This is a genomic window from Pseudomonas sessilinigenes, assembly GCF_003850565.1.
Taxonomy (GTDB): Bacteria; Pseudomonadota; Gammaproteobacteria; order Pseudomonadales; family Pseudomonadaceae; genus Aquipseudomonas; species Aquipseudomonas sessilinigenes.
Genome location: NZ_CP027706.1, coordinates 122,173 through 148,633, shown reverse-complemented (window position 1 = coordinate 148,633; position 26,461 = coordinate 122,173). Strand labels below are relative to the sequence as shown.

Sequence of the window (26,461 nt, the reverse complement as noted above, 5' to 3'; positions counted from 1 at the left end):
AATTAGCCGTTCCCCCATTACATAGCAATGTACGTCCAGACTGAGTTGCGGCCAGCGCCCAAGCCGGTACATGGAAGTCGACTGAGCGGTACACCGGAGAGTCCCCAATGAGCAGTGTTGTTGCCATCGTCAAAAGCATTGTCGGTCAAGTTTTCGTGGTATCCCCGGAAGGGATCCGACGCATACTCATCGAAGGCGATCGCCTGTTCGTGGGTGATCAGGTGGACACCGGCACGGCCGGGGCCGTCAGCCTGGAACTGACCGATGGACGCACACTCGACCTGGGCCGCGACACCCAATGGAGCGGTGCCGCACCCGACTCCGGTAGCGACCTGGCCCAAGCCGCTGCCCAGGCCGCGCCTTCGGTTGCCGAGCTGCAGCAAGCCATCGCTGCCGGCGTCGACCCGACCACCGACCTGGAAGCCACTGCCGCCGGCCCGACCGCAACAGGCCCTGGAGGCGCCGCGGGTGGCGGTCACAGCTTCGTCCAGCTGGAAGAAACCGCTGGCCGGGTCGACCCCACCATCGGCTTCCCAACTGCCGGCCTGGGGCGCACCACTTCGGCCCTGGACAATACATTCGGCGGCCAGGACAACAATGGCCTGACCAACAACGGCAACGGCAGCGATAGCCTGCGGCCGTCCACCCTCACCCTGAGTGCGACCCCAAGCATTACCGAGGCAGGCGGCACGCTGGTGTACACCGCCACCCTGACCCAGGCGCCACTGACCGACCTGACCGTGACCCTGTCCAATGGCGCGGTAATCGTGATCAACGCCGGCCAGCTGACGGGCACCGTGCAGGTGCCCATGGCGCCGCAGGACAACGTCTATATCGATCCGGGCCAGATCAGCGTCAACGTAACCGGCACCACGGGCGGCAGCGGCCTGATCGTCACCGTCGACCCGAACCCGGCGGTGACCCAGATCACCGATACCATCGACACCACCACTGTCACCCTGACCGCCGATAGCAGCGTCAGCGAAGGCGGGCAGATCACCTACACCGCCACCCTGACCAACCCGGCACAGACACCGGTGACCATCACCTTGTCCAACGGTTCGGTGATCACCATCGAGGCGGGCAAGTCCAGCGGCTCGGTAGACGTAGCGGCACCAGCCAACGACGTCTACAAGAATGGCAGTACGGTAGAAGTCGGTATCACCAAGGCCGACGGCGGCAACTTCGAAAACCTGGTCGCCAACCCGGGCAAGGCGGTAACCACCGTTACCGATACCATCGACGATACCGGCTTGAGCCTGACCGCTACCGGTACCGTGGCCGAAGGCGGCACCATCGTTTATACCGCGACCCTGACCAACCCGGCGGGCACGCCCCTGACCGTGACCCTGTCCAACGGCGCGGTGATCACCATTGCCGCCGGTGCCAGCACCGGCAGCATCAGCGTACCGGCACCCGCCGATGACGTTTACAAGGATGCGGGCAAGGTCGAGGTGAGCATCACCAAGACCGAGGGTGGCAACTTCGAGAACCTGGTGCCGAACACCACGCCGGCCGTCACGGACGTCACCGACACCATCGACACCTCCACCATCAGCCTGACCGCGACCCCAAGCGTCGCCGAGGGCGGTACCGTGGTGTATACCGCATCGGTCACCGCCCCCGTCACCGGGTCGCCTGTCGTGGTGACCCTGTCCAACGGCCAGACCATCACCATTGCGGTCGGCGAGTCTTCCGGCTCGGTCAACTTCACCGCGCCTAACGATGCCCTGGCCGGCGGCAGCTCCCTGAGCACCAGCATTACCAAGGCTGAAGGTGGCAACTACGAAAAACTCGAGGTCAATGGCAACCCTGCACAAACCACGGTTACCGATACCATCGATGATACTGGCCTGACCCTGTCCGCCACCGGCTCCGTGGCAGAAGGTGGCCAGATCAGCTACACCGCTACCCTGACCAACCCGGCGGGTACTCCCGTTACCGTGACTCTGTCCAACGGCGCCGTCATCACCATCGAAGCAGGCAAAACCTCCGGCACCGTGACCGTTCCGGCTCCGGCTGACGACGTTTATAAAGATGCCGGTAAGGTTGAAGTCACCATTACCAAGACCGAAGGCGGCAACTTCGAAAACCTGGTGACCAACCCAGCACCTGCCGTTACTGATGTGACTGACACCATCGATGACTCGACCGTGTCATTGAAGGCCACGCCTTCGGCAGCCGAAGGTGGGCAGATCACTTACACCGTGACCGTCACCGCTCCAGTGACTGGCTCACCTGTGGTCGTCACCCTGGCCAATGGCGAGAAGATCACCATTCCAGTCGGCGAAACCACCGCCTCGATCAACGTCACTGCACCGAACGATGCGTTGGTCGGCCACAGCTCCGTCACCAACTCCATCACCGATGTGAGCGGCGGCAACTACGAGAACCTCGTAGCGGACAAAACTCCCGTCAACACCAATGTCACTGATACCGTCGACGATACCGGCCTGAGTCTCAGCGCTACTGGCACCGTAGCTGAAGGTGGCCAGATCACTTACACCGCGACACTGACTAATGCTGCGGGCACCCCGGTGACTGTGACTCTGTCCAACGGCGCCGTGATCACCATCGAAGCCGGTAAAACCACCGGTACCGTGACCGTTCCAGCTCCGGCTGACGACGTTTATAAAGATGCCGGCAAGGTTGAAGTCACCATTACCAAGACCGAAGGCGGCAACTTCGAAAACCTGGTGACCAACCCAGCGCCAGCCGTTACTAACGTCACTGACACCATCGATGACTCGACCGTGTCCTTGAAGGCCACGCCTTCGGCAGCCGAAGGCGGGCAGATCACCTACACCGTGACCGTCACCGCTCCAGTGACGGGTTCGCCTGTGGTCGTCACCCTGGCCAATGGCGAGAAGATCACCATCCCAGTCGGCGAAACCACCGCCTCGATCAACGTCACCGCACCGAACGATGCCCTGGTAGGCCACAGCTCCGTCACCAACTCCATCACCGATGTGAGTGGCGGTAATTACGAGAACCTCGTAGCGGACAAAACTCCCGTCAACACCAATGTCACTGATACCGTCGACGATACCGGCCTGAGTCTCAGCGCTACTGGCACCGTAGCTGAAGGTGGCCAGATCACTTACACCGCGACACTGACTAATGCTGCGGGCACCCCGGTCACCGTGACTCTGTCCAACGGCGCCGTGATCACCATCGAAGCCGGTAAAACCACCGGTACCGTGACCGTTCCAGCTCCGGCTGACGACGTTTATAAAGATGCCGGCAAGGTTGAAGTCACCATTACCAAGACCGAAGGCGGTAACTTCGAGAACCTGGTGACCAACCCAGCACCTGCCGTTACTGATGTGACTGACACCATCGATGATTCGACCGTGTCGCTCAAAGCGACTCCGTCGGCAGCCGAAGGTGGACAGATCACCTACACCGTGACTGTCACTGCCCCTGTGACAGGCTCTCCAGTCGTGGTGACCTTGGCCAACGGTGAAAAAATCACCATCCCGGTTGGTGAAACCACTGCTTCGATCAACACCACCGCACCAAACGATGCCCTGGTTGGCCACACTTCGGTGACCAACTCCATTACCGATGTGAGTGGCGGTAACTACGAGAACCTCGTAGCGGACAAAACTCCCGTCAACACCAATGTCACCGACACCGTTGATGACACCGGCTTGACCCTGTCCGCCACGGGCACCGTGGCAGAAGGCGGTTCCATTGTTTACACCGCCACCCTGACCAATGCCGCTGGTACGCCAGTGACTGTGACCTTGAGTAATGGTGCAGTCATCACCATCGAAGCAGGCAAAACCTCCGGCACCGTGACCGTCCCTGCTCCGGCTGACGATGTCTACAAAGATGCCGGTAAGGTTGAAGCCACCATCACCAAGGCTGAAGGCGGCAATTTCGAAAACCTGGTGACCAACCCAGCACCTGCCGTTACTAACGTCACTGACACCATCGATGACTCGACTGTGTCGCTCAAAGCAACCCCATCGGCGGCTGAAGGCGGGCAGATCACCTATACCGTGACCGTCACCGCTCCAGTGACTGGCTCGCCGGTTGTAGTGACCCTGGCTAATGGCGAGAAGATCACCATCCCGGTTGGTGAAACCACCGCCTCGATCAACGTCACCGCACCGAACGATGCGTTGGTCGGCCACAGCTCCGTCACCAATTCGATCACTGATGTGAGCGGTGGCAATTACGAAAACCTCGTAGCCGATAAAACGCCGGTCAACACCAATGTCACCGACACCGTTGATGACACCGGCTTGAGCTTGTCCGCTACCGGCACCGTGGCTGAGGGTGGCCAAATCACCTACACCGCGACCTTGACCAACGCCGCTGGTACGCCAGTGACTGTGACCTTGAGTAATGGTGCAGTCATCACCATCGAAGCAGGCAAAACCACCGGTACCGTTACGGTTCCAGCGCCAGCAGACGACGTCTACAAAGATGCCGGTAAAGTTGAAGCGACTATCACCAAGGCTGAAGGCGGTAACTTCGAGAACTTGGTGACTAACCCTGCACCAGCCGTTACTAACGTCACCGACACCATCGACGACTCGACTGTGTCGCTCAAAGCAACCCCATCGGCGGCTGAAGGCGGGCAGATCACCTACACCGTGACCGTCACCGCTCCAGTGACTGGCTCACCGGTTGTAGTGACCCTGGCCAATGGCGAGAAGATCACCATCCCAGTCGGCGAAACCACTGCCTCGATCAACGTCACCGCACCGAACGATGCCCTGGTAGGCCACAGCTCCGTCACCAACTCCATCACTGATGTGAGCGGTGGCAACTACGAGAACCTCGTAGCCGATAAGACTCCGGTTAACACCAACGTCACCGACACCGTCGATGACACTGGCCTGAGCCTCAGCGCTACTGGCACCGTGGCTGAGGGTGGCCAGATCACCTACACCGCTACCCTGACCAACGCCGCCGGTAGCCCGGTCACCGTAACGCTGTCCAACGGTGCTGTAATCACCATCGAAGCGGGCAAGACTACCGGTACTGTCACTGTTCCTGCGCCTGCCGATGATGTGTACAAGGATGCCGGCAAGGTCGAAGCGACCATCACCAAAGCCGAAGGTGGCAACTTCGAAAATCTGGTAACCAATCCAGCGCCAGCTGTCACCAACGTCACTGACACCATCGACGACTCCACCGTGTCGCTCAAAGCAACCCCATCGGCGGCTGAAGGCGGGCAGATCACCTATACCGTGACCGTCACCGCTCCAGTGACTGGCTCGCCGGTTGTAGTGACCCTGGCTAATGGCGAGAAGATCACGATCCCAGTCGGCGAAACCACTGCTTCGATCAACATTACTGCTCCAAACGATGCCCTGGTTGGCCACACTTCGGTGACCAATTCCATTACCGATGTGAGTGGCGGTAACTACGAGAACCTCGTAGCGGACAAAACTCCCGTCAACACCAATGTCACCGACACCGTTGACGATACCGGCCTGAGCCTCAGCGCTACTGGTACTGTGGCTGAAGGTGGTTCCATTGTTTATACCGCCACCCTGACCAACGCTGCCGGTACTCCGGTCACCGTGACCCTGTCTAACGGCGCAGTCATCACCATCGAAGCCGGTAAAACCACCGGTACCGTTACGGTTCCAGCGCCAGCAGACGACGTCTACAAAGATGCCGGTAAAGTTGAAGCGACTATCACCAAGGCTGAAGGCGGTAACTTCGAGAACTTGGTGACTAACCCTGCACCAGCCGTTACTGATGTGACTGACACCATCGACGACTCGACTGTGTCGCTCAAAGCAACCCCATCGGCAGCTGAAGGCGGGCAGATCACCTACACCGTGACCGTCACCGCTCCAGTGACTGGCTCGCCGGTTGTAGTGACCCTGGCTAATGGCGAGAAGATCACCATCCCGGTTGGTGAAACTACTGCTTCGATCAACATCACCGCACCGAACGATGCGTTGGTCGGCCACAGCTCCGTCACCAACTCCATCACCGATGTGAGCGGTGGCAACTACGAGAACCTCGTAGCTGATAAGACACCAGTCAATACCAATGTGACCGATACCGTCGATGACACTGGCCTGAGCCTCTCCGCCACTGGAACTGTGGCAGAAGGCGGTTCCATTGTTTACACCGCCACCCTGACCAACGCTGCCGGCACCCCGGTCACCGTGACGCTGTCAAACGGCGCCGTAATCACCATCGAAGCCGGTAAAACCTCTGGCACCGTGACCGTTCCAGCTCCGGCTGACGATGTCTACAAAGATGCCGGCAAAGTCGAAGCGACCATCACCAAGGCTGAAGGCGGCAATTTCGAAAACCTGGTGACCAACCCAGCGCCTGCCGTTACTGATGTGACTGACACCATCGACGACTCCACCGTGTCGTTGAAAGCAACCCCTTCGGCAGCCGAAGGTGGGCAGATCACCTATACCGTGACTGTCACAGCCCCTGTGACTGGCTCGCCTGTGGTCGTCACTCTGGCCAACGGTGAAAAAATCACCATCCCGGTTGGTGAAACCACTGCTTCGATCAACATCACCGCACCGAACGATGCCCTGGTTGGCCACAGCTCCGTCACCAACTCCATCACTGATGTGAGCGGCGGCAACTACGAGAACCTTGTAGCCGACAAGACACCAGTCAATACCAACGTCACCGACACCGTCGATGACACTGGCCTGAGCTTGAGTGCTACTGGAACTGTGGCTGAAGGTGGCTCCATTGTTTACACCGCCACCCTGACCAACGCTGCCGGTACTCCGGTCACCGTGACTCTGTCCAACGGCGCCGTGATCACCATCGAAGCCGGTAAAACCTCCGGCACCGTTACGGTTCCAGCGCCAGCAGACGACGTTTATAAAGACGCCGGCAAGGTTGAAGCCACCATTACCAAGGCTGAAGGCGGTAACTTCGAAAATCTGGTAACCAATCCAGCGCCAGCTGTCACCAACGTCACTGACACCATCGACGACTCCACCGTGTCGCTCAAAGCAACCCCATCGGCGGCTGAAGGCGGGCAGATCACCTATACCGTGACCGTCACCGCTCCAGTGACTGGCTCGCCGGTTGTAGTGACCCTGGCTAATGGCGAGAAGATCACGATCCCAGTCGGCGAAACCACCGCCTCGATCAACATCACCGCACCAAACGATGCACTGGTCGGCCACAGCTCCGTCACCAACTCCATTACCGATGTGAGCGGCGGCAACTACGAGAACCTCGTAGCGGACAAAACTCCCGTCAACACCAATGTGACCGATACCGTCGACGATACAGGCCTGAGCCTCAGCGCTACTGGTACCGTGGCTGAGGGTGGTCAGATCATCTACACCGCGACCTTGACCAACGCTGCGGGTACTCCGGTCACCGTGACCCTGTCTAACGGCGCAGTCATCAGCATTGAGGCGGGTAAAACCTCCGGTACTGTCACTGTTCCGGCTCCAGCAGACGACGTCTACAAAGACGCCGGTAAGGTTGAAGCGACCATCACCAAGGCTGAAGGTGGCAACTTCGAGAACCTGGTGACCAACCCGGCACCAGCGGTCACCAACGTCACCGACACCATCGATGACTCGACTGTGTCGCTCAAAGCAACTCCGTCGGCGGCTGAAGGCGGCCAGATCACCTACACCGTGACCGTCACCGCTCCAGTGACGGGTTCGCCTGTGGTCGTCACCCTGGCCAATGGCGAGAAGATCACCATCCCAGTCGGCGAAACCACTGCTTCGATCAACATCACCGCACCAAACGATGCCCTGGTTGGCCACACTTCGGTGACCAACTCCATTACCGATGTAAGTGGCGGTAACTACGAGAACCTGGTCGCCGATAAGACTCCGGTTAACACCAACGTCACCGACACTGTCGATGACACTGGCCTAAGCCTCAGCGCTACTGGCACCGTGGCTGAGGGTGGCCAGATCACCTACACCGCTACCCTGACCAACGCCGCCGGTACCCCGGTCACCGTGACTCTGTCCAATGGCGCGGTGATCACCATCGAAGCCGGTAAAACCACCGGTACCGTCACCGTCCCAGCTCCGGCTGACGACGTTTATAAAGACGCCGGTAAGGTTGAAGCCACCATCACCAAGGCTGAAGGCGGTAACTTCGAGAACCTGGTGACTAACCCTGCGCCAGCGGTCACCAACGTCACCGATACCATCGACGACTCGACTGTGTCGTTGAAAGCAACCCCATCGGCAGCCGAAGGCGGACAGATCACCTATACCGTGACTGTCACCGCTCCAGTGACTGGCTCACCGGTTGTAGTCACCCTGGCCAATGGCGAGAAGATCACCATCCCGGTCGGTGAAACCACCGCCTCGATCAACGTCACTGCTCCAAACGATGCACTGGTTGGTCACTCCTCCGTCACCAACTCCATCACCGATGTGAGCGGTGGCAACTACGAGAACCTCGTAGCGGACAAAACTCCAGTCAACACCAATGTCACCGATACCGTTGATGACACTGGTTTGAGCCTGTCTGCCACGGGCACCGTGGCTGAAGGTGGCCAGATCACCTACACCGCGACCTTGACCAACGCTGCTGGTACTCCGGTGACCGTGACCCTGAGCAACGGCGCCGTAATCACCATCGAAGCGGGCAAGACTACCGGTACTGTCACTGTTCCTGCGCCTGCCGATGATGTGTACAAGGATGCCGGCAAGGTCGAAGCGACCATCACCAAGGCTGAAGGCGGCAATTTCGAAAACCTGGTGACCAACCCAGCGCCTGCCGTTACTGATGTGACTGACACCATCGATGACTCGACCGTGTCCTTGAAGGCCACGCCTTCGGCAGCCGAAGGCGGGCAGATCACCTACACCGTGACTGTCACTGCCCCAGTCACCGGCTCGCCTGTGGTCGTTACCCTGGCCAACGGTGAAAAAATCACCATTCCGGTTGGTGAAACCACTGCTTCGATCAACGTCACTGCTCCAAACGACGTACTGGTTGGCCACTCCGCCGTGACCAACTCCATCACCAACGTCAGCGGCGGTAACTACGAAAACCTGGTCGCTGATAAAACACCGGTCAGCACCACCGTGACCGACACCATCGACACCACCAACCTGTCGCTGACGGCCACACCGTCCGTGGCCGAAGGTGGCCAGATCACCTACACCGCCACCCTGAGCAACGCTGCCGGCACTCCCGTCACCGTGACTCTGAGCAACGGTGCCGTGATCACGATCGGTGCCGGCAAGACCACAGGTACCGTGACCGTCGCCGCCCCTGCGGACGATGTGTACAAGGATGCGGGCAAGGTCGAAGCCACCATCACCAAGGCTGAAGGTGGCAACTTCGAGAAGCTGGTACCGAGCACGACGCCAGCCGTGACCGATGTCACCGATACCATCGACGACTCGACCGTATCGTTGAAGGCGACCCCATCGGCGGCTGAAGGCGGCCAGATCACCTACACCGCCACCGTCACCGCTCCAGTGACTGGCTCGCCTGTGGTCGTCACCCTGGCTAACGGTGAAAAAATCACCATTCCAGTCGGCGAAACCACTGCCTCGATCAACACCACCGCTCCAAACGACGTACTGGTTGGCCACTCCGCCGTGACCAACTCCATCACCAACGTCAGCGGCGGTAACTACGAAAACCTGGTCGCGGATAAAACACCGGTCAGCACCACCGTGACCGACACCATCGACACCACCAACCTGTCGCTGACGGCCACACCGTCCGTGGCCGAAGGTGGCCAGATCACCTACACCGCCACCCTGAGCAACGCTGCCGGTACTCCGGTGACCGTGACCCTGAGCAACGGCGCAGTGATCACTATCGGTGCCGGCAAGACCACCGGCACTGTCACCGTTCCGGCTCCGGCTGACGACGTCTATAAAGATGCCGGCAAGGTCGAAGCGACCATCACCAAAGCCGAAGGCGGCAACTTCGAGAAGCTGGTCCCAAGCACCACGCCAGCCGTGACCGATGTCACCGATACCATCGATACCTCCACCGTGACCCTCAAGGCCACGTCTTCGGCGGCCGAAGGCGGAACCATCACCTACACCGCCACCGTGACCGCGCCGGTCACCGGTTCGCCGGTGACCGTCACCCTGGCCAATGGCGAGAAGATCACCATCCCGGTTGGCGAAAGCACTGGCTCGGTGAGTATCACGGCCCCGAACGATGCCCTGATCGGCCATAGCTCCGTGACCAACTCGATCACCGACGTCAGCGGCGGTAACTACGAGAAACTCGTAGGGGACAAGACTCCGGTCAATACCACCGTGACCGATACCGTCGACACCACGACCCTCAGCCTCAGCGCTACCGGCACCGTGGCCGAGGGCGGCTCGATCGTCTACACCGCCACCTTGAGCAACGCCGCCGGCACGCCGGTGACCGTGACCCTGAACAACGGCGCCGTCATCACCATCGCCGCGGGCAAGACCACCGGCACCGTGACCGTCGCCGCGCCAGCCGATGACGTGTACATCGACGCCGGCAAGGTCAACGCCAGCATCAGCGGCGCTACCGGTGGCAACTTCGAGAAGCTGGTCACCGATACCACTCCGGCCGTGACCAACGTCACCGATACCATCGACACCACGTCTGTCAGCATCACCGGCAGCGCTTCGGTCGTCGAGGGCCAGACGGCCACCTACACCGTGAGCCTGACGCACCCGGCGCAGACCGAAGTCACCCTGAAGATCAGCTACAGCGGTACGGCCACAGACGGTTCGGACTTCACGGGCGTCTACACCGTGAAGATCCCGGCCGGCGCCAGCAGTGCCACCTTCAACGTGGCGACCATCGACGACAAGATCACCGAAAGCACGGAAAACTTCGTGGTCAAGATCGACTCGGCCAGCGGTGGCAACTTCGAGAAACTGGTGGTCAGCGACACCAATGGCAGTGTGAACACCTCGATCATCGACAACGACGCACCGCCGGTCATCGACCTGGATGCCAACAACTCCAGCGGCGCCACCGGTGCCGACTACAAGGTCACCTTCACCGAGGGTACTGCCGGTCCTGGCGTGTCGATTGCCGATACCGACCTGAGCATCACCGACCCGGACAGCACCATGCTCACCGGCGCCACTATCGTGCTGACCAACCGTCAGCCTGGCGACTCGCTGAACCTGGGCAATAGCGTCAACGGCATCAGCATCAACGCCAACAGCAAGGATGGTTCGATCACGCTGACCCTGTCGGGCAAGGCGACCCTGGCCGACTACATGCAGCAGATCAAGAACATCACCTTCACCAACAACAGTGAAGACCCGAGCACCACGCCACGGGTCATCACCGTGACCGTGACCGACGGCGACCACTACTCCAACGTCGCCACCACCACCGTCAACGTGGTGGCGGTCAACGATGCCCCTGTGGCCACCGGCGGTGCCGTGACCGGTACCGAGGACACGCCTCTGGCCCTGAGCTGGAGCAACTTCGGCGTCAGCGACGTCGACAGCCCGGCATCGAGCCTGGGGGTGAAGATCACCCAGCTGCCTGGCGAGGGCAAGTTGCAGTACCTGGACGGTGCGACCTGGAAGGATGTGGCCAACAACCAGACCTTCAGCAAAGCCGATATCGACGCTGGCAAGCTGCGCTTCATGCCTGACGCCAACGCTTCCGGTATCGATGGCTACGGCGGCACCGGCGTGGGTAACAAGCAGGCGGACTACGCGCAGATCAAGTTCCAGCCAACCGATGGCCAGGCCCTGGGCAACACCGGCACGGTCAAGGTCGACATCGCACCAGTGGCGGATGCGCCGAGCCTGGGTGTGGATAACAACAATGTGAACTCCATCGGTCTGCTCAAAGAGACCTGGAGCAGCCTCAATGGCCTGGGAACCAACGGCAACGGCATTACCGGCGACGCGCTCAAGGCGGTGTTCGACAACTCCGGCAAACCGACCAGCAGCACGACGGTGACCAATGCCCAGTCCGATGCCAACGTCACAGGCGGCAGCGGTTCGAAAACGTCCGGCCTGATCTACCTGGAGGCCGGCAAGACCTACAGCTTCAGCGGTACCGGCGACGACAGCCTGCTGATCACCATTGGCGGCAAGAACGTGGCGACCGCTGTCTGGGGCTCGGGTGGCGGTATCAGCGGCTCGTTCACCCCGACCACCAGCGGCTACTACACCCTGGACATCTACCATGCCAACCAGAGCGGCCCGGGGAGCTATGACGTCAACCTGTCGGTCAATGGCGGTGCACCAGTCGACCTGAGCAACACCAATATCCCGATGTACCCTAACGAAACCGCGCTGAACAATGCCGGCGTCACCCTTTCCGAGCTGCACGGCAGCAACGGCGAGGGCTACTACGATGGCTACAAGCTCAATGAAGGCGCCGAAGGTGGCACCGTCAAGCTGGTGAAGATCAGCACCGCACTGACCGATACCGACGGCTCGGAAACCCTGAGCGTGAAGATCGGCGGCATCCCGGCCGGCTCGGTACTCAGCGATGGCGCCGGACACACCTTCACCGCCACGGCAACCAACGGCGAGGCCAACGTCACCGGCTGGAACCTGGGCAGCCTGACGGTCACTCCGCCGCCTTACTACAACGGCACGTTCAACCTCAACGTGACCTCGACCTCCACCGAGTCCCTGGGCGGTTCTGCCAGCACTTCGGCGCAGATCCCGGTCAAGGTCTACCCGGCCGTCTACAACACCGTAGTCGGCACCTCCGGCGACGATACCGTCAACGGTACCGACGGCAACGATATCGTGGTCGCCGACATCGGCGGCCTGACCGTGGTCCCGGGCACCAACTACAACATCGCCTTCATGGTGGACACCTCGGGCAGCATGAGCAGCTCGTCCATCAACGCGGCCAAGGATTCCCTGACCTCGGTGTTCAACACCCTGAAGAACAGCATTGGCGGCGCCGGTTCGGGCACGGTGAACATCTTCCTCGCGGACTTCAGCTCTCAGGTCAACAAGGCAGTATCGGTGAACCTCAACGACCCGAACGCCCTGAACCAGCTCAAGGCCGTACTGGACTCGATGAGGTCCGACGGCGGTACCAACTATGAAGACGTGTTCAAGACCACGGCCAACTTCTTCCAGAGCAACCAGGCCACCAGCAACACCAATGCCAAGAACCTGACGTACTTCATCACCGACGGTAAGCCGACCTTCTACCAGGCTGGCGAGCAGACCAACCCGACGCTCTACAGTGGCGGTCCGAGGCTCGATGACTTGATCAACGTCAATAACTACAAGCTGGGCGACACGATCAATACCACCTACCTGGACAACACCCACGCCTACAGCGTGAGCAGCAACGGTACGCTGACCCTGCAGACCTACAACAGTTGGAGCGGCTACTGGAACGCCTCGACCCTGGGCACCCTGCACGCCCAGGGCGACGGCACCTACGAGTTGTCGTACCGTGCTGGTTCAGGTGGCAGCACCGACTGGAACACCACCAACAACTCCAATTCCGGCTTCGCGTTGTTGAGCAAGCTGTCGGAAGTGGAGGCCATCGGCCTGAACAACGGGGTCAGCCTCAATGACCTCAAGCCATACGACACCGATGGCAAGCCGCAGACCAACATCGATCCGAAGGACCTGGCCAACTCGATCATCGGCCATACCGAGGCCACCATGCCGGGGTCGGACACCATCAATGGCGGCAATGGCAACGACATCCTGTTCGGCGACCTGGTGAGCTTCAACGGCGTGGCCGGCGAGGGTTACCAGGCCATGCAGGCCTATGTGGCCAAGCAGACCGGCGTCGATGTCAGCAAGGTCAGCGCCAGCAACGTGCACCAGTACATCACCGAGCACTACACCGAGTTCGATGTGTCTGGCAGCCACGATGGCAACGACACGCTGCTGGGTGGTGCCGGCAATGACATTCTCTTCGGCCAGGGTGGCAACGATCTCCTGGACGGCGGCAAGGGCAATGACATCCTGCTGGGCGGTACCGGTAACGACACCTTGATCGGCGGCCAGGGCAACGACATCCTGATCGGCGGTTCGGGAGCCGATACCTTCGTCTGGAAGGCCGGCGATATCGGTAACGACGTGATCAAGGACTTCAAGGCCAGCGAAGGGGACCGTATCGACCTGCGGGACCTGCTGCAGGGCGAAAGCGCCAGTACCATCGACAACTTCCTCAAGATCACCACCGTGGACGGGGTCTCGACCCTGCAGGTCAGCTCCGAAGGCAAGCTCAATGCCGCCGGCGGCCTGGCCAATGCCGACGTGACGATCAAGCTGGAAGGCAACAACTGGTCCAATACCAGCATCAATTCGTTGATTGCCGGTAGCGACCCGACCATCAAGATCGATCACAACAACAGCTGATCGGCGCCCGGCAGCCACCCCTTGCGGGAGGCTGCCGGGTTTCGCTGCACAGCACGCGTCGTGACGATTGCCTCGGCACACCGCATACTCGCGCCATGGGAGCCACGCCGGCCTGTGCTGTCGACGGCCGACGCTGAAAAAAATGCCTGAGGGATATGCCATGTTCTACGTGCAACGCGATGCACAGGGCCAACTGGTTCGCGTGGAGGCTGCGGCGTTTGCCGAAGCCACCGAGACGCTGCCCGCCGATCACCATGAGATCCAGACCTGGTACGCCAACGAGGCAGTGGAAATCAGCCTCAAGCAGCTCAAGCACAGTGACCTGGAAATGGTTCGGGTGCTGGACGACCTGATTCAGGTTCTGACCAGCAAGGGCGTGATCCGCATTACCGATCTGCCGGAGGCGGCCCAGGCCAAGCTGCTGGACCGTAGTAACGCCCGTGAGACATTGGGCGGCTTGAGCCGGTTGATCAATGACGATGAAACCGGACTGATCTGACCTCCCATGGCCGGTATGCCGGCCATGGGGCGATCAGTTTTCAACGCCAGGGAGCGGGTTCGCCGAACAGCTGCCCCTGTACCCCGAACAATCCCATCTCACGAATCACCTGCAACTCGCCCTGGGTCTCGACCCGCTCGGCGATGAGTGGCAGGTCGATACTGTGGGCGGCGCGCTGGATGGCTTCGATAAACAGGCGCTTGTCACTTTCCTGGTCGATGGCACGGATGTAACTGCCGTCGATCTTCAGATAGGCCAGGCCAAGGCGCGCCAGGTTGCCGATCATGCTGAAGCGACCACCGAAGCGCTGCAGGCTGAGGGAGAAGCCCAAGCTGCGCAACTGGCGGGTCAGCTGTTCCAGGCGCGCCTGGTCCGGCAGTTGTTCTTCACCGATCTCCAGGGTCAGGCGCGATCCAAGGTCCGAATGCTGGCGCAACAGCTCGAACACCCGGTTCATGGTCTGCGGGTCACCCAGGGTTGCGGCCGACAGGTTCAACGCCAGCGACTCGGAGTGTCCAGCCAAGTGCCCAAGCACCTGTTCGAGCATCAGCAGGTCCAGGCGCGAGGTCCAGCCAAAGCGCTCCAGCCAGGGTAGGAAGCGCCCTGCAGGAATGGTCTGCCCCTGCTCATCCAACAGCCGCGACAGCACCTTGTTGTGCAGCACCACCGACGTATCCTGCGCCGCCACTACAGGCTGGAAATACAGCTGGAAGCGTCGTTGCGACAGGGCCTGGTCCAGCAACCGGTGCCAGGCGTGGTGGTCGTCCCCCACCTGGGCACTGGCGTGCTGGTCCAGGCAGGCCCAGCTGGCATCCCCCTGGGCTTCGGCCTGGGCCAGGGCCTGGTCACCCAGGCTGAGCACGGCTTGTGGCGAGTCGCCATGGGCAAAGGCCGCCAAGCCGATCGATGCGACCGAAGCCACATCGGTGGCCCCGGTGGCGTGCAGGTTGCCCAGGGCACTGTCCAGGTTCTGGGCCAGCTGGATGGCTTCCTCACGCACCAGCCCGGGAGCCAGGACTGCGAACTCGCCACCACGGACCCGGGTCACCAGGTTATGGGTCTCAGGATACTTGTCGCATTCACGCAGCAGCTGCTCGCCCACTGCCTGTAACAGCTGGTCGGTACGCTGGCCACCAAGACGCTGGTTCAGGCCTGCCAGGTCCTTGACCCGCAATAGCAGCAGGTAGCCGGAGCTGGCCTGCTCCGGATTGCTGACCCGCGCGTTGAGCTGCATCTCGAAATACCGCCGGTTGGCCAACCCGGTCAGGCTGTCCTGGTAGGACTCGGCACGCAGCTTTTCGCTGCGCTCGGCCTGCTCCTGGAACAGTGCCTTGAGCTTCTCCACCATCTGGTTCATGGCCTGCACGACCCGGCGTAATTCGGGAGTACGTGGCAATTCGGGCAGGCTGAGGAACTCGCGGCGCGCGATGGCATGGGACTGCTTGACCATGTAGTCCAGCGGCTTGAGCTGGCGGCGCAGCAACAGCGCGCCGAGCACCGCACTCACCGCGCCACAGATCAGCAGCCAGCCCAGGCTGCCCAGGGCGCTCTGCCAGAGCTTGGCCACGGCGAACATCGGATGACTGATGACCTCGACCCGCGCCGCCTGCTCCCAGCCACGGCTGACAAGGGCGTCGCCGCCAGCTGGCTCCAGGCCGATGAGGTTGACGAACCACTGCGGCACGTTGCTCACCTCAGGGACCCCACTACGCTCGACGATGGTCTTGTCGGTGGCCAGGTCGACCACACGAATGCTGGCGTAGTAGCCGCTGTCGAAGATCGAGCTGACCATCAGCTCGACCATCGCCGGGTCATCGATGCTCGGGGTCAGCGACAAGGCCAATGCGGTGGCGGCGTCCTGGGCATGGGAGCGCAGTTGATTGACGTACTGGGTACGCGAACTTTCCAGGCTGACCATGAAGCTGCCGCTGAAGGCCACGACCAGGAACACGCAGATTGCGATCAGCAGTTGTTTGAACAAAGACATCTGAGCTCGTGCTCCTAGTTAGTCGTTTCGACCGGAAATCCTTCGGCCTGCATTTTTTTCAACACATCCTGCCAGCGGGACAGGCGCTTGGTATCACTGACGCGTTTGTTGCCCTTGGCGCCTGGAAGCCAGAGCCCTTCGGCATTGAAGGAGTAGACCGGCAACAGGTCGGTACGCTCGCTGGCTGGACGAATCGCGTCTTCCAGGCTGTCGAGCACCAGGGGCATGGCATCCGGGGTGGAATAGTAGGTCAGGACCATGTGTGCACGATTCTGGCGCAACGCCTTGACGTAGGTAATGCGCAATTTGTCGCTGGAAACACCGAGGTGGCGGAGGCTGAAATACTTGGCGATGGCGTAGTCCTCGCAATCGCCCGCGCCCTTCCACAGGGCTTCGATCGGTGTTTCCCAGTAATCCACCTGGTGCCATAGGTCGATGTCTTCTACGTAGCGCATGTTCTTGTTGAAGAACAGGTTGACCACCTTGAGCTGCTCACGCTCCTGAACCTGCTTCTGGGTGGCCAGGAGACGCTGCCAGGCATCGATACGTTGCTGGCCTTCGCCCAGGGGGCCGTAAAGCGCGGTGGCTCGTCGGCTGATCAGGGAGAAGTCCCAATCGGCCTGCAAGGTGCCCAGCAGCACACCGGCCAGCAGCAGTGCCGCGCCAAGCCAGCGCAAGGTCCGAAAGAGAGCTAAACGTACCGCCAATGGGATGAGTCCATGGGAGCTGTCGTAAATCGGCTGATGGTGAAGGCTGGCCCGACAAAAAACAATGGCACCTTACAATCACTGCCCGGCAAAATGACGGCCTGCACCGAACGCTCAGAGCATAGTTCCAAGCACCAGGCGTCGTGAAAATCTGTTCCTGGGCTGCGTGCATTCATCGCCTGCAACCAGTATTTTGAATACCCCTGGCAGATTGGGACCTTGTGGACCAACCTGCCGTGCCAACGCCGGGAGAGGATCTGCCGGCCCCCTTGCTTAAGGAAGAGCTGTGTACACCGATAACCAACATTGGACGCTGGTCGTCAATTCCGGGCAAGCCACGGGGATCCGCCTGATCTGCTTTCCACACTCAGGAGCGGCGGCAGAGCCACTGCGAATATGGTCCACCGGCCTTGCCGACCATATCGAGTTGGTGGTGATCAACCTGCCGGGACATGGCCCACGCCGCACCGAGCCCCCCTGCGATGACTGGCAGTACCTGATGGAGTCGATATCCACGGCCCTCGGATCGTGGCTGGCAGAACCCCACGCACTGTTCGGCCATGGCCTGGGAGCTTCTCTGGCGTACGAGACCGCCAAGTATGCCCAGGAACGATTCCCCCAGCAGACACGCCATCTATTCGTCTCTGGCTGCCGCAGCCCTGATACTCCTCCACCTCACCCTCTGCTGCATACCTTGCCTCCCGAGACTTTCCGGGAGGCGGTCCTGACACTGGGCGCCAGTTCCCAGGAGATGCCTCGCGGGAAACATGAGTTGCTGGAATACGAGCGCTTGCTACGCAGCGACCTGAAGCTTTTCGAGACCTGGCACGACACGGCCAGCGGCTCTCTCAAGATGCCCCTGACAGCCTTCTACGGCAGCGAGGACCCCTTGGCGACCGCCAGCCATATGCTCGCGTGGCGTGCCTTCACCAGCAGGGAGTTCGAGTTGATCGAGATTGCCGGCAGCCATTTTTTCATCAAGTCCCAACGCCAACGTTTGCTGCAAGTGATCAACACTCACCTGGGGCTGCTGGGAGAGCATCTGGCCTGATGCCCGGGCATGAAAAAGCCCGCCCTGCCATCAGGCAGGAGCGGGCTTTTGAGGTGACTCTGGATCGCCTCAGATCTTGAAGCTGTCGACCAACTGCTTCAAGCGACTGGCCTGCTGGGACAGCGCATCGCAGTCCTTCAGGGTTTCGTTGAGGTTGGCAACACCCTGCTGGTTCAGCAGGTTGATCTGGTTGATGTCGATGTTGAGGGCTTCCACCACCGCAGTCTGCTCCTCGGTTGCAGCAGCCACCGACTGGTTCATCCCATCGATCTCGCCAATGCGCTGGGTCACGCTGATCAGGCGAGCACCGGCCTGGTTGGCCACTTCGACGCTCTCTTCGCTGGACGCCTGGCTGGCGTTCATGGTCGACACCGCTTCGCGGGAGCCGATCTGCAGCGAGGTGATCATCTTGTGGATCTCTTCCGCCGACTCCTGGGTACGGTGGGCCAGGTTGCGCACCTCATCGGCCACCACGGCGAAACCACGACCTGCTTCACCAGCACGGGCCGCCTCGATGGCAGCGTTGAGCGCCAGGAGGTTGGTCTGCTGGGAGATGCCCTTGATCACATCGAGGATGTGCCCGATGTTGTCGGTGCTGGCATTCAGGGTCTCGATCTGGGTGCAGGAGAGGCTGATCTTCTGCGACAGCTCGGTCATCGCCTGGATGGTCTGCTCGACCACCTGGCGCCCATCGTCGGCCTGATCGCTGGCGCCGCTGGCGTGCTCGGAGGCGTCGGCAGCGTTACGGGCGATTTCCTGGGTGGCGGCACCCAGTTCGTTGATTGCCGCCGCTACGCTGTTGGTACGGGCGCTCTGCTCGTCGGAGCCGATGATCGAGGCGTTGGACGAGGTCATCACGCGCTGGGACAGATCGTGGACTTGGCGAGTGGCCGAGGATACTTCGGAAATCGAGGCGTGGATGCGCTCCACGAATTGGTTGAACGAGCTACCCAGTTCGCCGAACTCGTCCTTGCTCGCCACCACCAGGCGGCGGGTCAGGTCGCCCTCGCCCTGGGCAATATCCTGCATCGCACGGCCCATGGTTACCAACGGACGCATCAGGACCTGGATCAACAAGGTCAGCAGTACGGCAATCACGGCTACGGCGATGAACATCGCGATCAGTGCCGAGGTACGGAACTGGCTCAGCGGGGCATAGGCCTTGTCCTTGTCGATGGACAGGCCGATGTACCACTCGGCGTTCGGCAGGCCGGTTACCGGGGTAAAGGAGAGGATACGTTCCTGCTTGTTCAGGACCACTTCCTGGTTGCCGTTCTCGATCCGCACATGGGCGCCAGGGTAGATATCCTTGAGGTTCTTCATCACCTGGTCTTTGTCCGGGCTGACGATCACCTGGCCATCGGCGCTGACCAGGAAAGCGTGGCCGAGGCCGCCGAAATCCACCGAGTTGATGATTTTCACCAGGGTTTCCAGGCTCAGGTCGCCACCCACCACGCCCAGTAGCTCGCCCTGCTTCTTCACCGGCATGGCGATAGTCACTACCAGGCCACCGACAGCCGCCATGTAGGGCGGGGTCAGCATGGTCTTATCGGCAGCTACGGCCTGCTTGTACCAAGGACGCTGGCGAGGGTCGTAGCCGTCGGGCATCTTCGCGTCAGGGCGCTGGGTGAAGATACCGTTGGCTTGGCCAACGTAGGTGAACTGGAAGTTCGAGGTGAATGCCGGTTGGTCGACCAGGCCTGGGAAGTCGGCGTTCTGACCCTGGTGAGCAACGTTCTGCGCCAGGTTCTCGAGCACCAGGATACGCCCGCTCATCCAGTTCTGGACGCTACTGGATGTGAGTTCGCCAGCCTGTTTGATGGAGGATTCAAGGTTCTGTCGGATGGTGTTTCGCTGCAGGTAGTCGTTGTACAAAGTGAACAACGCAAAAGCCAGAACCACTACGCCGGAGGCGGCCAAAAGGATTTTATGGCTGAACTTGAGATTCATTTCATGGGACTTCTTATGCCGAAAGTGGGGATGCGTCCGGAATGCAACATTCCATTTAACAACGCAGGCGACATTCTCTGATCGCTCTGCTCTGGTGCACGCATTTCTCATCACTCTGTCGGCAAGAACTCCCGAACCCTTAGAGATTTATCTGAATTACTCAGCGGAATCGCCAAAATCCCGCTGAACGGCATTCCAGAGCAGTTGCGAGGTATTTTTCAGGAGCAGGCAGTGGCCGCTAAGCGGCTTTGAGGGCGCATGCTGATGGGTGATTTTTCCAGCGCAAAAACAAAACCCCAATTGCTTTCGCAATTGGGGTTTCGGAATTCAATCTTGACGATGACCTACTCTCACATGGGGAAACCCCACACTACCATCGGCGATGCATCGTTTCACTGCTGAGTTCGGGATGGGATCAGGTGGTTCCAATGCTCTATGGTCGTCAAGAAATTCTGTGGCCGATCCGTTGGACCTTGAGTCAAACGTGCCAGCAAAATCAGTGCTTCTACAAATAGACAAAACCCCAACTGCTTTCGCAATTGGGGTTTCGGAATTTAATCTTGACGATGACCTACTCTCACATGGGGAAACCCCACACTACCATCGGCGATGCATCGTTTCACTGCTGAGTTCGGGATGGGATCAGGTGGTTCCAATGCTCTATGGTCGTCAAGAAATTCTGTAGCTGAGCCGTTGTTTGGGCAACGTTCCAGCGAATGGGTATGTAATAGGTTTGTGTGCTGCAAACTTTCGGTTCGTGCGTCTTCACACACCGCAACTCGCTCTTAAGCAAATTGCTTGGGTGTTATATGGTCAAGCCTCACGGGCAATTAGTATTGGTTAGCTCAACGCCTCACAGCGCTTACACACCCAACCTATCAACGTCGTAGTCTTCGACGGCCCTTTAGGGGATTCAAGATCCCAGTGAGATCTCATCTTGAGGCAAGTTTCCCGCTTAGATGCTTTCAGCGGTTATCTTTTCCGAACATAGCTACCCGGCAATGCCACTGGCGTGACAACCGGAACACCAGAGGTTCGTCCACTCCGGTCCTCTCGTACTAGGAGCAGCCCCTCTCAAATCTCAAACGTCCACGGCAGATAGGGACCGAACTGTCTCACGACGTTCTAAACCCAGCTCGCGTACCACTTTAAATGGCGAACAGCCATACCCTTGGGACCGGCTTCAGCCCCAGGATGTGATGAGCCGACATCGAGGTGCCAAACACCGCCGTCGATATGAACTCTTGGGCGGTATCAGCCTGTTATCCCCGGAGTACCTTTTATCCGTTGAGCGATGGCCCTTCCATACAGAACCACCGGATCACTAAGACCTACTTTCGTACCTGCTCGACGTGTTTGTCTCGCAGTCAAGCGCGCTTTTGCCTTTATACTCTACGACCGATTTCCGACCGGTCTGAGCGCACCTTCGTACTCCTCCGTTACTCTTTAGGAGGAGACCGCCCCAGTCAAACTACCCACCATACACTGTCCTCGATCCGGATAACGGACCTGAGTTAGAACCTCAAAGTTGCCAGGGTGGTATTTCAAGGATGGCTCCACGCAGACTGGCGTCCACGCTTCAAAGCCTCCCACCTATCCTACACAAGCAAATTCAAAGTCCAGTGCAAAGCTATAGTAAAGGTTCACGGGGTCTTTCCGTCTAGCCGCGGATACACTGCATCTTCACAGCGATTTCAATTTCACTGAGTCTCGGGTGGAGACAGCGCCGCCATCGTTACGCCATTCGTGCAGGTCGGAACTTACCCGACAAGGAATTTCGCTACCTTAGGACCGTTATAGTTACGGCCGCCGTTTACCGGGGCTTCGATCAAGAGCTTCGCTTGCGCTAACCCCATCAATTAACCTTCCGGCACCGGGCAGGCGTCACACCCTATACGTCCACTTTCGTGTTTGCAGAGTGCTGTGTTTTTAATAAACAGTCGCAGCGGCCTGGTATCTTCGACCGGCATGGGCTTACGGAGCAAGTCCTTCACCCTCACCGGCGCACCTTCTCCCGAAGTTACGGTGCCATTTTGCCTAGTTCCTTCACCCGAGTTCTCTCAAGCGCCTTGGTATTCTCTACCCAACCACCTGTGTCGGTTTGGGGTACGGTTCCTAGTTATCTGAAGCTTAGAAGCTTTTCTTGGAAGCATGGCATCAACCACTTCGTCACCTAAAAGGTAACTCGTCATCAGCTCTCGGCCTTAAGATCCCGGATTTACCTAAGATCTCAGCCTACCACCTTAAACTTGGACAACCAACGCCAAGCTGGCCTAGCCTTCTCCGTCCCTCCATCGCAATAACTAGAAGTACAGGAATATTAACCTGTTTTCCATCGACTACGCTTTTCAGCCTCGCCTTAGGGACCGACTAACCCTGCGTCGATTAACGTTGCGCAGGAAACCTTGGTCTTTCGGCGTGCGAGTTTTTCACTCGCATTGTCGTTACTCATGTCAGCATTCGCACTTCTGATACCTCCAGCAAGCTTCTCAACTCACCTTCACAGGCTTACAGAACGCTCCTCTACCGCATCACTTACGTGATACCCGTAGCTTCGGTGTATGGTTTGAGCCCCGTTACATCTTCCGCGCAGGCCGACTCGACTAGTGAGCTATTACGCTTTCTTTAAAGGGTGGCTGCTTCTAAGCCAACCTCCTAGCTGTCTAAGCCTTCCCACATCGTTTCCCACTTAACCATAACTTTGGGACCTTAGCTGACGGTCTGGGTTGTTTCCCTTTTCACGACGGACGTTAGCACCCGCCGTGTGTCTCCCATGCTCGGCACTTGTAGGTATTCGGAGTTTGCATCGGTTTGGTAAGTCGGGATGACCCCCTAGCCGAAACAGTGCTCTACCCCCTACAGTGATACATGAGGCGCTACCTAAATAGCTTTCGAGGAGAACCAGCTATCTCCGAGCTTGATTAGCCTTTCACTCCGATCCACAGGTCATCCGCTAACTTTTCAACGGTAGTCGGTTCGGTCCTCCAGTCAGTGTTACCTAACCTTCAACCTGCCCATGGATAGATCGCCCGGTTTCGGGTCTATACCCAGCGACTAAACGCCCTATTAAGACTCGCTTTCGCTACGCCTCCCCTATTCGGTTAAGCTTGCCACTGAATATAAGTCGCTGACCCATTATACAAAAGGTACGCAGTCACAGAACAAAGTCTGCTCCCACTGCTTGTACGCATACGGTTTCAGGATCTATTTCACTCCCCTCTCCGGGGTTCTTTTCGCCTTTCCCTCACGGTACTAGTTCACTATCGGTCAGTCAGTAGTATTTAGCCTTGGAGGATGGTCCCCCCATATTCAGACAAGGTTTCTCGTGCCCCGTCCTACTCGATTTCACTTCTAAGATCCTTTCGCGTACAGGGCTATCACCCACTATGGCCGCACTTTCCAGAGCGTTCCGCTAAAATCAAAGAAGCTTAAGGGCTAGTCCCCGTTCGCTCGCCACTACTAAGGGAATCTCGGTTGATTTCTTTTCCTCAGGGTACTTAGATGTTTCAGTTCCCCTGGTTCGCCTCTTACACCTATGTATTCAGTGTAAGATAACCATCTTATGATGGCTGGGTTCCCCCATTCAGAGATCTCCGGATCAAAGTCTGTTTGCCGACTCCCCGAAGCTTATCGCAGGCTACCACGTCTTTCATCGCCTCTGACTGCCAAGGCATCCACCGTATGCGCTTCTTCACTTGACCATATAACCCCAAGCAATCTGGTTATACTGTGAAGACGACATTCGCCGAAAGTTTGCAATTATTCACAAACTTTACCTTAGCCTGATCCACTACCAGTGAAAGTAGTGTTCAGTCTATCTTTCTATCACATACCCAAATTTTTAAAGAACGATCTAATCAAAAGACTAGAAATCAACATTCGATTTGAATGCTCATTTCTAAGCTTTCAGAAGCAGTTTATGGTGGAGCCAAGCGGGATCGAACCGCTGACCTCCTGCGTGCAAGGCAGGCGCTCTCCCAGCTGAGCTATGGCCCCATAACAAAATTGGTGGGTCTGGGCAGATTCGAACTGCCGACCTCACCCTTATCAGGGGTGCGCTCTAACCAACTGAGCTACAGACCCAATTTCGAGCTTGTAACTGTTAGCTTGGAGCTATCAGCTTGGAGCTTAAAGCTGCTTCTATCGTCTTCTTCAATGAATCAAGCAATTCGTGTGGGAGCTTATGAAGCAGCTGATGTCGTCGATTAAGGAGGTGATCCAGCCGCAGGTTCCCCTACGGCTACCTTGTTACGACTTCACCCCAGTCATGAATCACACCGTGGTAACCGTCCTCCCGAAGGTTAGACTAGCTACTTCTGGTGCAACCCACTCCCATGGTGTGACGGGCGGTGTGTACAAGGCCCGGGAACGTATTCACCGCGACATTCTGATTCGCGATTACTAGCGATTCCGACTTCACGCAGTCGAGTTGCAGACTGCGATCCGGACTACGATCGGTTTTGTGGGATTAGCTCCACCTCGCGGCTTGGCAACCCTCTGTACCGACCATTGTAGCACGTGTGTAGCCCAGGCCGTAAGGGCCATGATGACTTGACGTCATCCCCACCTTCCTCCGGTTTGTCACCGGCAGTCTCCTTAGAGTGCCCACCATAACGTGCTGGTAACTAAGGACAAGGGTTGCGCTCGTTACGGGACTTAACCCAACATCTCACGACACGAGCTGACGACAGCCATGCAGCACCTGTGTCAGAGTTCCCGAAGGCACCAATCCATCTCTGGAAAGTTCTCTGCATGTCAAGGCCTGGTAAGGTTCTTCGCGTTGCTTCGAATTAAACCACATGCTCCACCGCTTGTGCGGGCCCCCGTCAATTCATTTGAGTTTTAACCTTGCGGCCGTACTCCCCAGGCGGTCAACTTAATGCGTTAGCTGCGCCACTAAAGTCTCAAGGACCCCAACGGCTAGTTGACATCGTTTACGGCGTGGACTACCAGGGTATCTAATCCTGTTTGCTCCCCACGCTTTCGCACCTCAGTGTCAGTATCAGTCCAGGTGGTCGCCTTCGCCACTGGTGTTCCTTCCTATATCTACGCATTTCACCGCTACACAGGAAATTCCACCACCCTCTACCATACTCTAGCTTGCCAGTTTTGGATGCAGTTCCCAGGTTGAGCCCGGGGCTTTCACATCCAACTTAACAAACCACCTACGCGCGCTTTACGCCCAGTAATTCCGATTAACGCTTGCACCCTCTGTATTACCGCGGCTGCTGGCACAGAGTTAGCCGGTGCTTATTCTGTCGGTAACGTCAAAACAGCAAGATATTAGCTTACTGCCCTTCCTCCCAACTTAAAGTGCTTTACAATCCGAAGACCTTCTTCACACACGCGGCATGGCTGGATCAGGCTTTCGCCCATTGTCCAATATTCCCCACTGCTGCCTCCCGTAGGAGTCTGGACCGTGTCTCAGTTCCAGTGTGACTGATCATCCTCTCAGACCAGTTACGGATCGTAGCCTTGGTGAGCCATTACCTCACCAACTAGCTAATCCGACCTAGGCTCATCTGATAGCGCAAGGCCCGAAGGTCCCCTGCTTTCTCCCGTAGGACGTATGCGGTATTAGCGCTCCTTTCGAAACGTTATCCCCCACTACCAGGCAGATTCCTAGGCATTACTCACCCGTCCGCCGCTGAATCCATGAGCAAGCTCACTTCATCCGCTCGACTTGCATGTGTTAGGCCTGCCGCCAGCGTTCAATCTGAGCCATGATCAAACTCTTCAGTTCAATACTGCTTGGGTTTTTAAGAAACCCTAAACTTGGCTCAGCAATCTCAAATGACTATTTGATTTCTCGAATGGTCACTTGTGATGCTGATAATCTTTTTGACTATCAGTCTAACTACACAAGCACCCACACGAATTGCTTGATTCAGTTGTTAAAGAGCGGTTGGTTAAGATCTTTCGTCTCAACCGAGGCGCGCATTCTACAGCAGCCTCATTTGCTGTCAAGTGATTTTTTTAAGAAGTTTTCAAAGTTTC

The 26,461-nt window shown here is 58.5% G+C and carries 6 protein-coding genes, 2 tRNA genes, 4 rRNA genes and 1 pseudogene; 3 read left to right on the top strand and 10 right to left on the bottom strand.

Annotation, left to right across the window (positions count from 1 at the left end; translation table 11 throughout):
• The first annotated feature begins 107 nt into the window (after positions 1-107).
• Both C4K39_RS00685 and C4K39_RS00680 read left to right on the top strand, forming a co-directional pair.
• The gene (locus tag C4K39_RS00685) at positions 108-14,270 is read left to right on the top strand and encodes a retention module-containing protein (protein ID WP_124345427.1); all 14,163 of its coding nucleotides are present in this window, start codon (positions 108-110) and stop codon (positions 14,268-14,270) included.
• 160 nt (positions 14,271-14,430) lie between these two features.
• On the top strand, positions 14,431-14,769 hold the full coding sequence (locus tag C4K39_RS00680) for a tryptophan synthase subunit beta (protein WP_068575493.1): 339 nt from the start codon (positions 14,431-14,433) through the stop codon (positions 14,767-14,769).
• 40 nt (positions 14,770-14,809) lie between these two features.
• On the opposite strand, the gene lapD is transcribed toward C4K39_RS00680, so the two are convergent.
• On the bottom strand, positions 14,810-16,756 hold the full coding sequence (lapD, locus tag C4K39_RS00675; protein WP_068575492.1) for a cyclic di-GMP receptor LapD: 1,947 nt from the start codon (positions 16,754-16,756) through the stop codon (positions 14,810-14,812).
• 14 nt (positions 16,757-16,770) lie between these two features.
• The gene (lapG, locus tag C4K39_RS00670; RefSeq protein ID WP_068575491.1) at positions 16,771-17,463 is read right to left on the bottom strand and encodes a cysteine protease LapG; all 693 of its coding nucleotides are present in this window, start codon (positions 17,461-17,463) and stop codon (positions 16,771-16,773) included.
• Between the two features lie 286 nt (positions 17,464-17,749).
• Between lapG and C4K39_RS00665 the strand changes: the two genes are divergently transcribed.
• Positions 17,750-18,514 carry a thioesterase II family protein gene (locus C4K39_RS00665; RefSeq protein ID WP_068575490.1) on the top strand — a complete coding sequence of 255 codons (765 nt, stop codon included), beginning with the start codon at positions 17,750-17,752 and terminating at the stop codon, positions 18,512-18,514.
• 69 nt (positions 18,515-18,583) lie between these two features.
• Here the strand turns inward: C4K39_RS00665 and C4K39_RS32100 are convergent, their stop codons facing one another.
• The 8 genes and pseudogenes from C4K39_RS32100 to C4K39_RS00630 all read right to left on the bottom strand — a co-directional run bounded on the left by C4K39_RS32100 (position 18,584) and on the right by C4K39_RS00630 (position 26,207).
• Positions 18,584-19,369, bottom strand: coding sequence for a methyl-accepting chemotaxis protein (locus C4K39_RS32100; RefSeq protein ID WP_416220667.1), 786 nt, complete (start codon positions 19,367-19,369; stop codon positions 18,584-18,586).
• A gap of 69 nt (positions 19,370-19,438) precedes the next feature.
• A pseudogene (locus C4K39_RS32095) lies at positions 19,439-20,464 on the bottom strand (HAMP domain-containing protein); the annotation flags it as partial.
• 331 nt (positions 20,465-20,795) lie between these two features.
• A 5S ribosomal RNA gene (gene rrf, locus C4K39_RS00655) occupies positions 20,796-20,911 on the bottom strand.
• 111 nt (positions 20,912-21,022) lie between these two features.
• Positions 21,023-21,138: ribosomal RNA gene (gene rrf, locus C4K39_RS00650) — 5S ribosomal RNA — on the bottom strand.
• Positions 21,139-21,273: 135 nt separating this feature from the next.
• Positions 21,274-24,165, bottom strand: a 23S ribosomal RNA gene (locus tag C4K39_RS00645).
• 219 nt (positions 24,166-24,384) lie between these two features.
• Positions 24,385-24,460 (bottom strand) — tRNA-Ala (locus C4K39_RS00640).
• A 10-nt stretch (positions 24,461-24,470) separates the two neighbouring features.
• Positions 24,471-24,547 (bottom strand) — tRNA-Ile (locus tag C4K39_RS00635).
• A 123-nt stretch (positions 24,548-24,670) separates the two neighbouring features.
• Positions 24,671-26,207: ribosomal RNA gene (locus C4K39_RS00630) — 16S ribosomal RNA — on the bottom strand.
• The 16S, 23S and 5S rRNA genes sit together here with 2 tRNA genes alongside, the layout of an rRNA operon.
• Between the last annotated feature and the right edge of the window lie 254 nt (positions 26,208-26,461).

Coding starts and splice junctions, on each gene's coding strand:
- C4K39_RS00685 (WP_124345427.1), top strand. CDS start 108: ATGAGCAGTGTTGTTGCCATCGTCAAAAGCATTGTCGGTCAAGTTTTC.
- C4K39_RS00680 (WP_068575493.1), top strand. CDS start 14,431: ATGTTCTACGTGCAACGCGATGCACAGGGCCAACTGGTTCGCGTGGAG.
- C4K39_RS32100 (WP_416220667.1), bottom strand. CDS start 19,369: ATGACCTCGTCCAACGCCTCGATCATCGGCTCCGACGAGCAGAGCGCC.
- lapD (WP_068575492.1), bottom strand. CDS start 16,756: ATGTCTTTGTTCAAACAACTGCTGATCGCAATCTGCGTGTTCCTGGTC.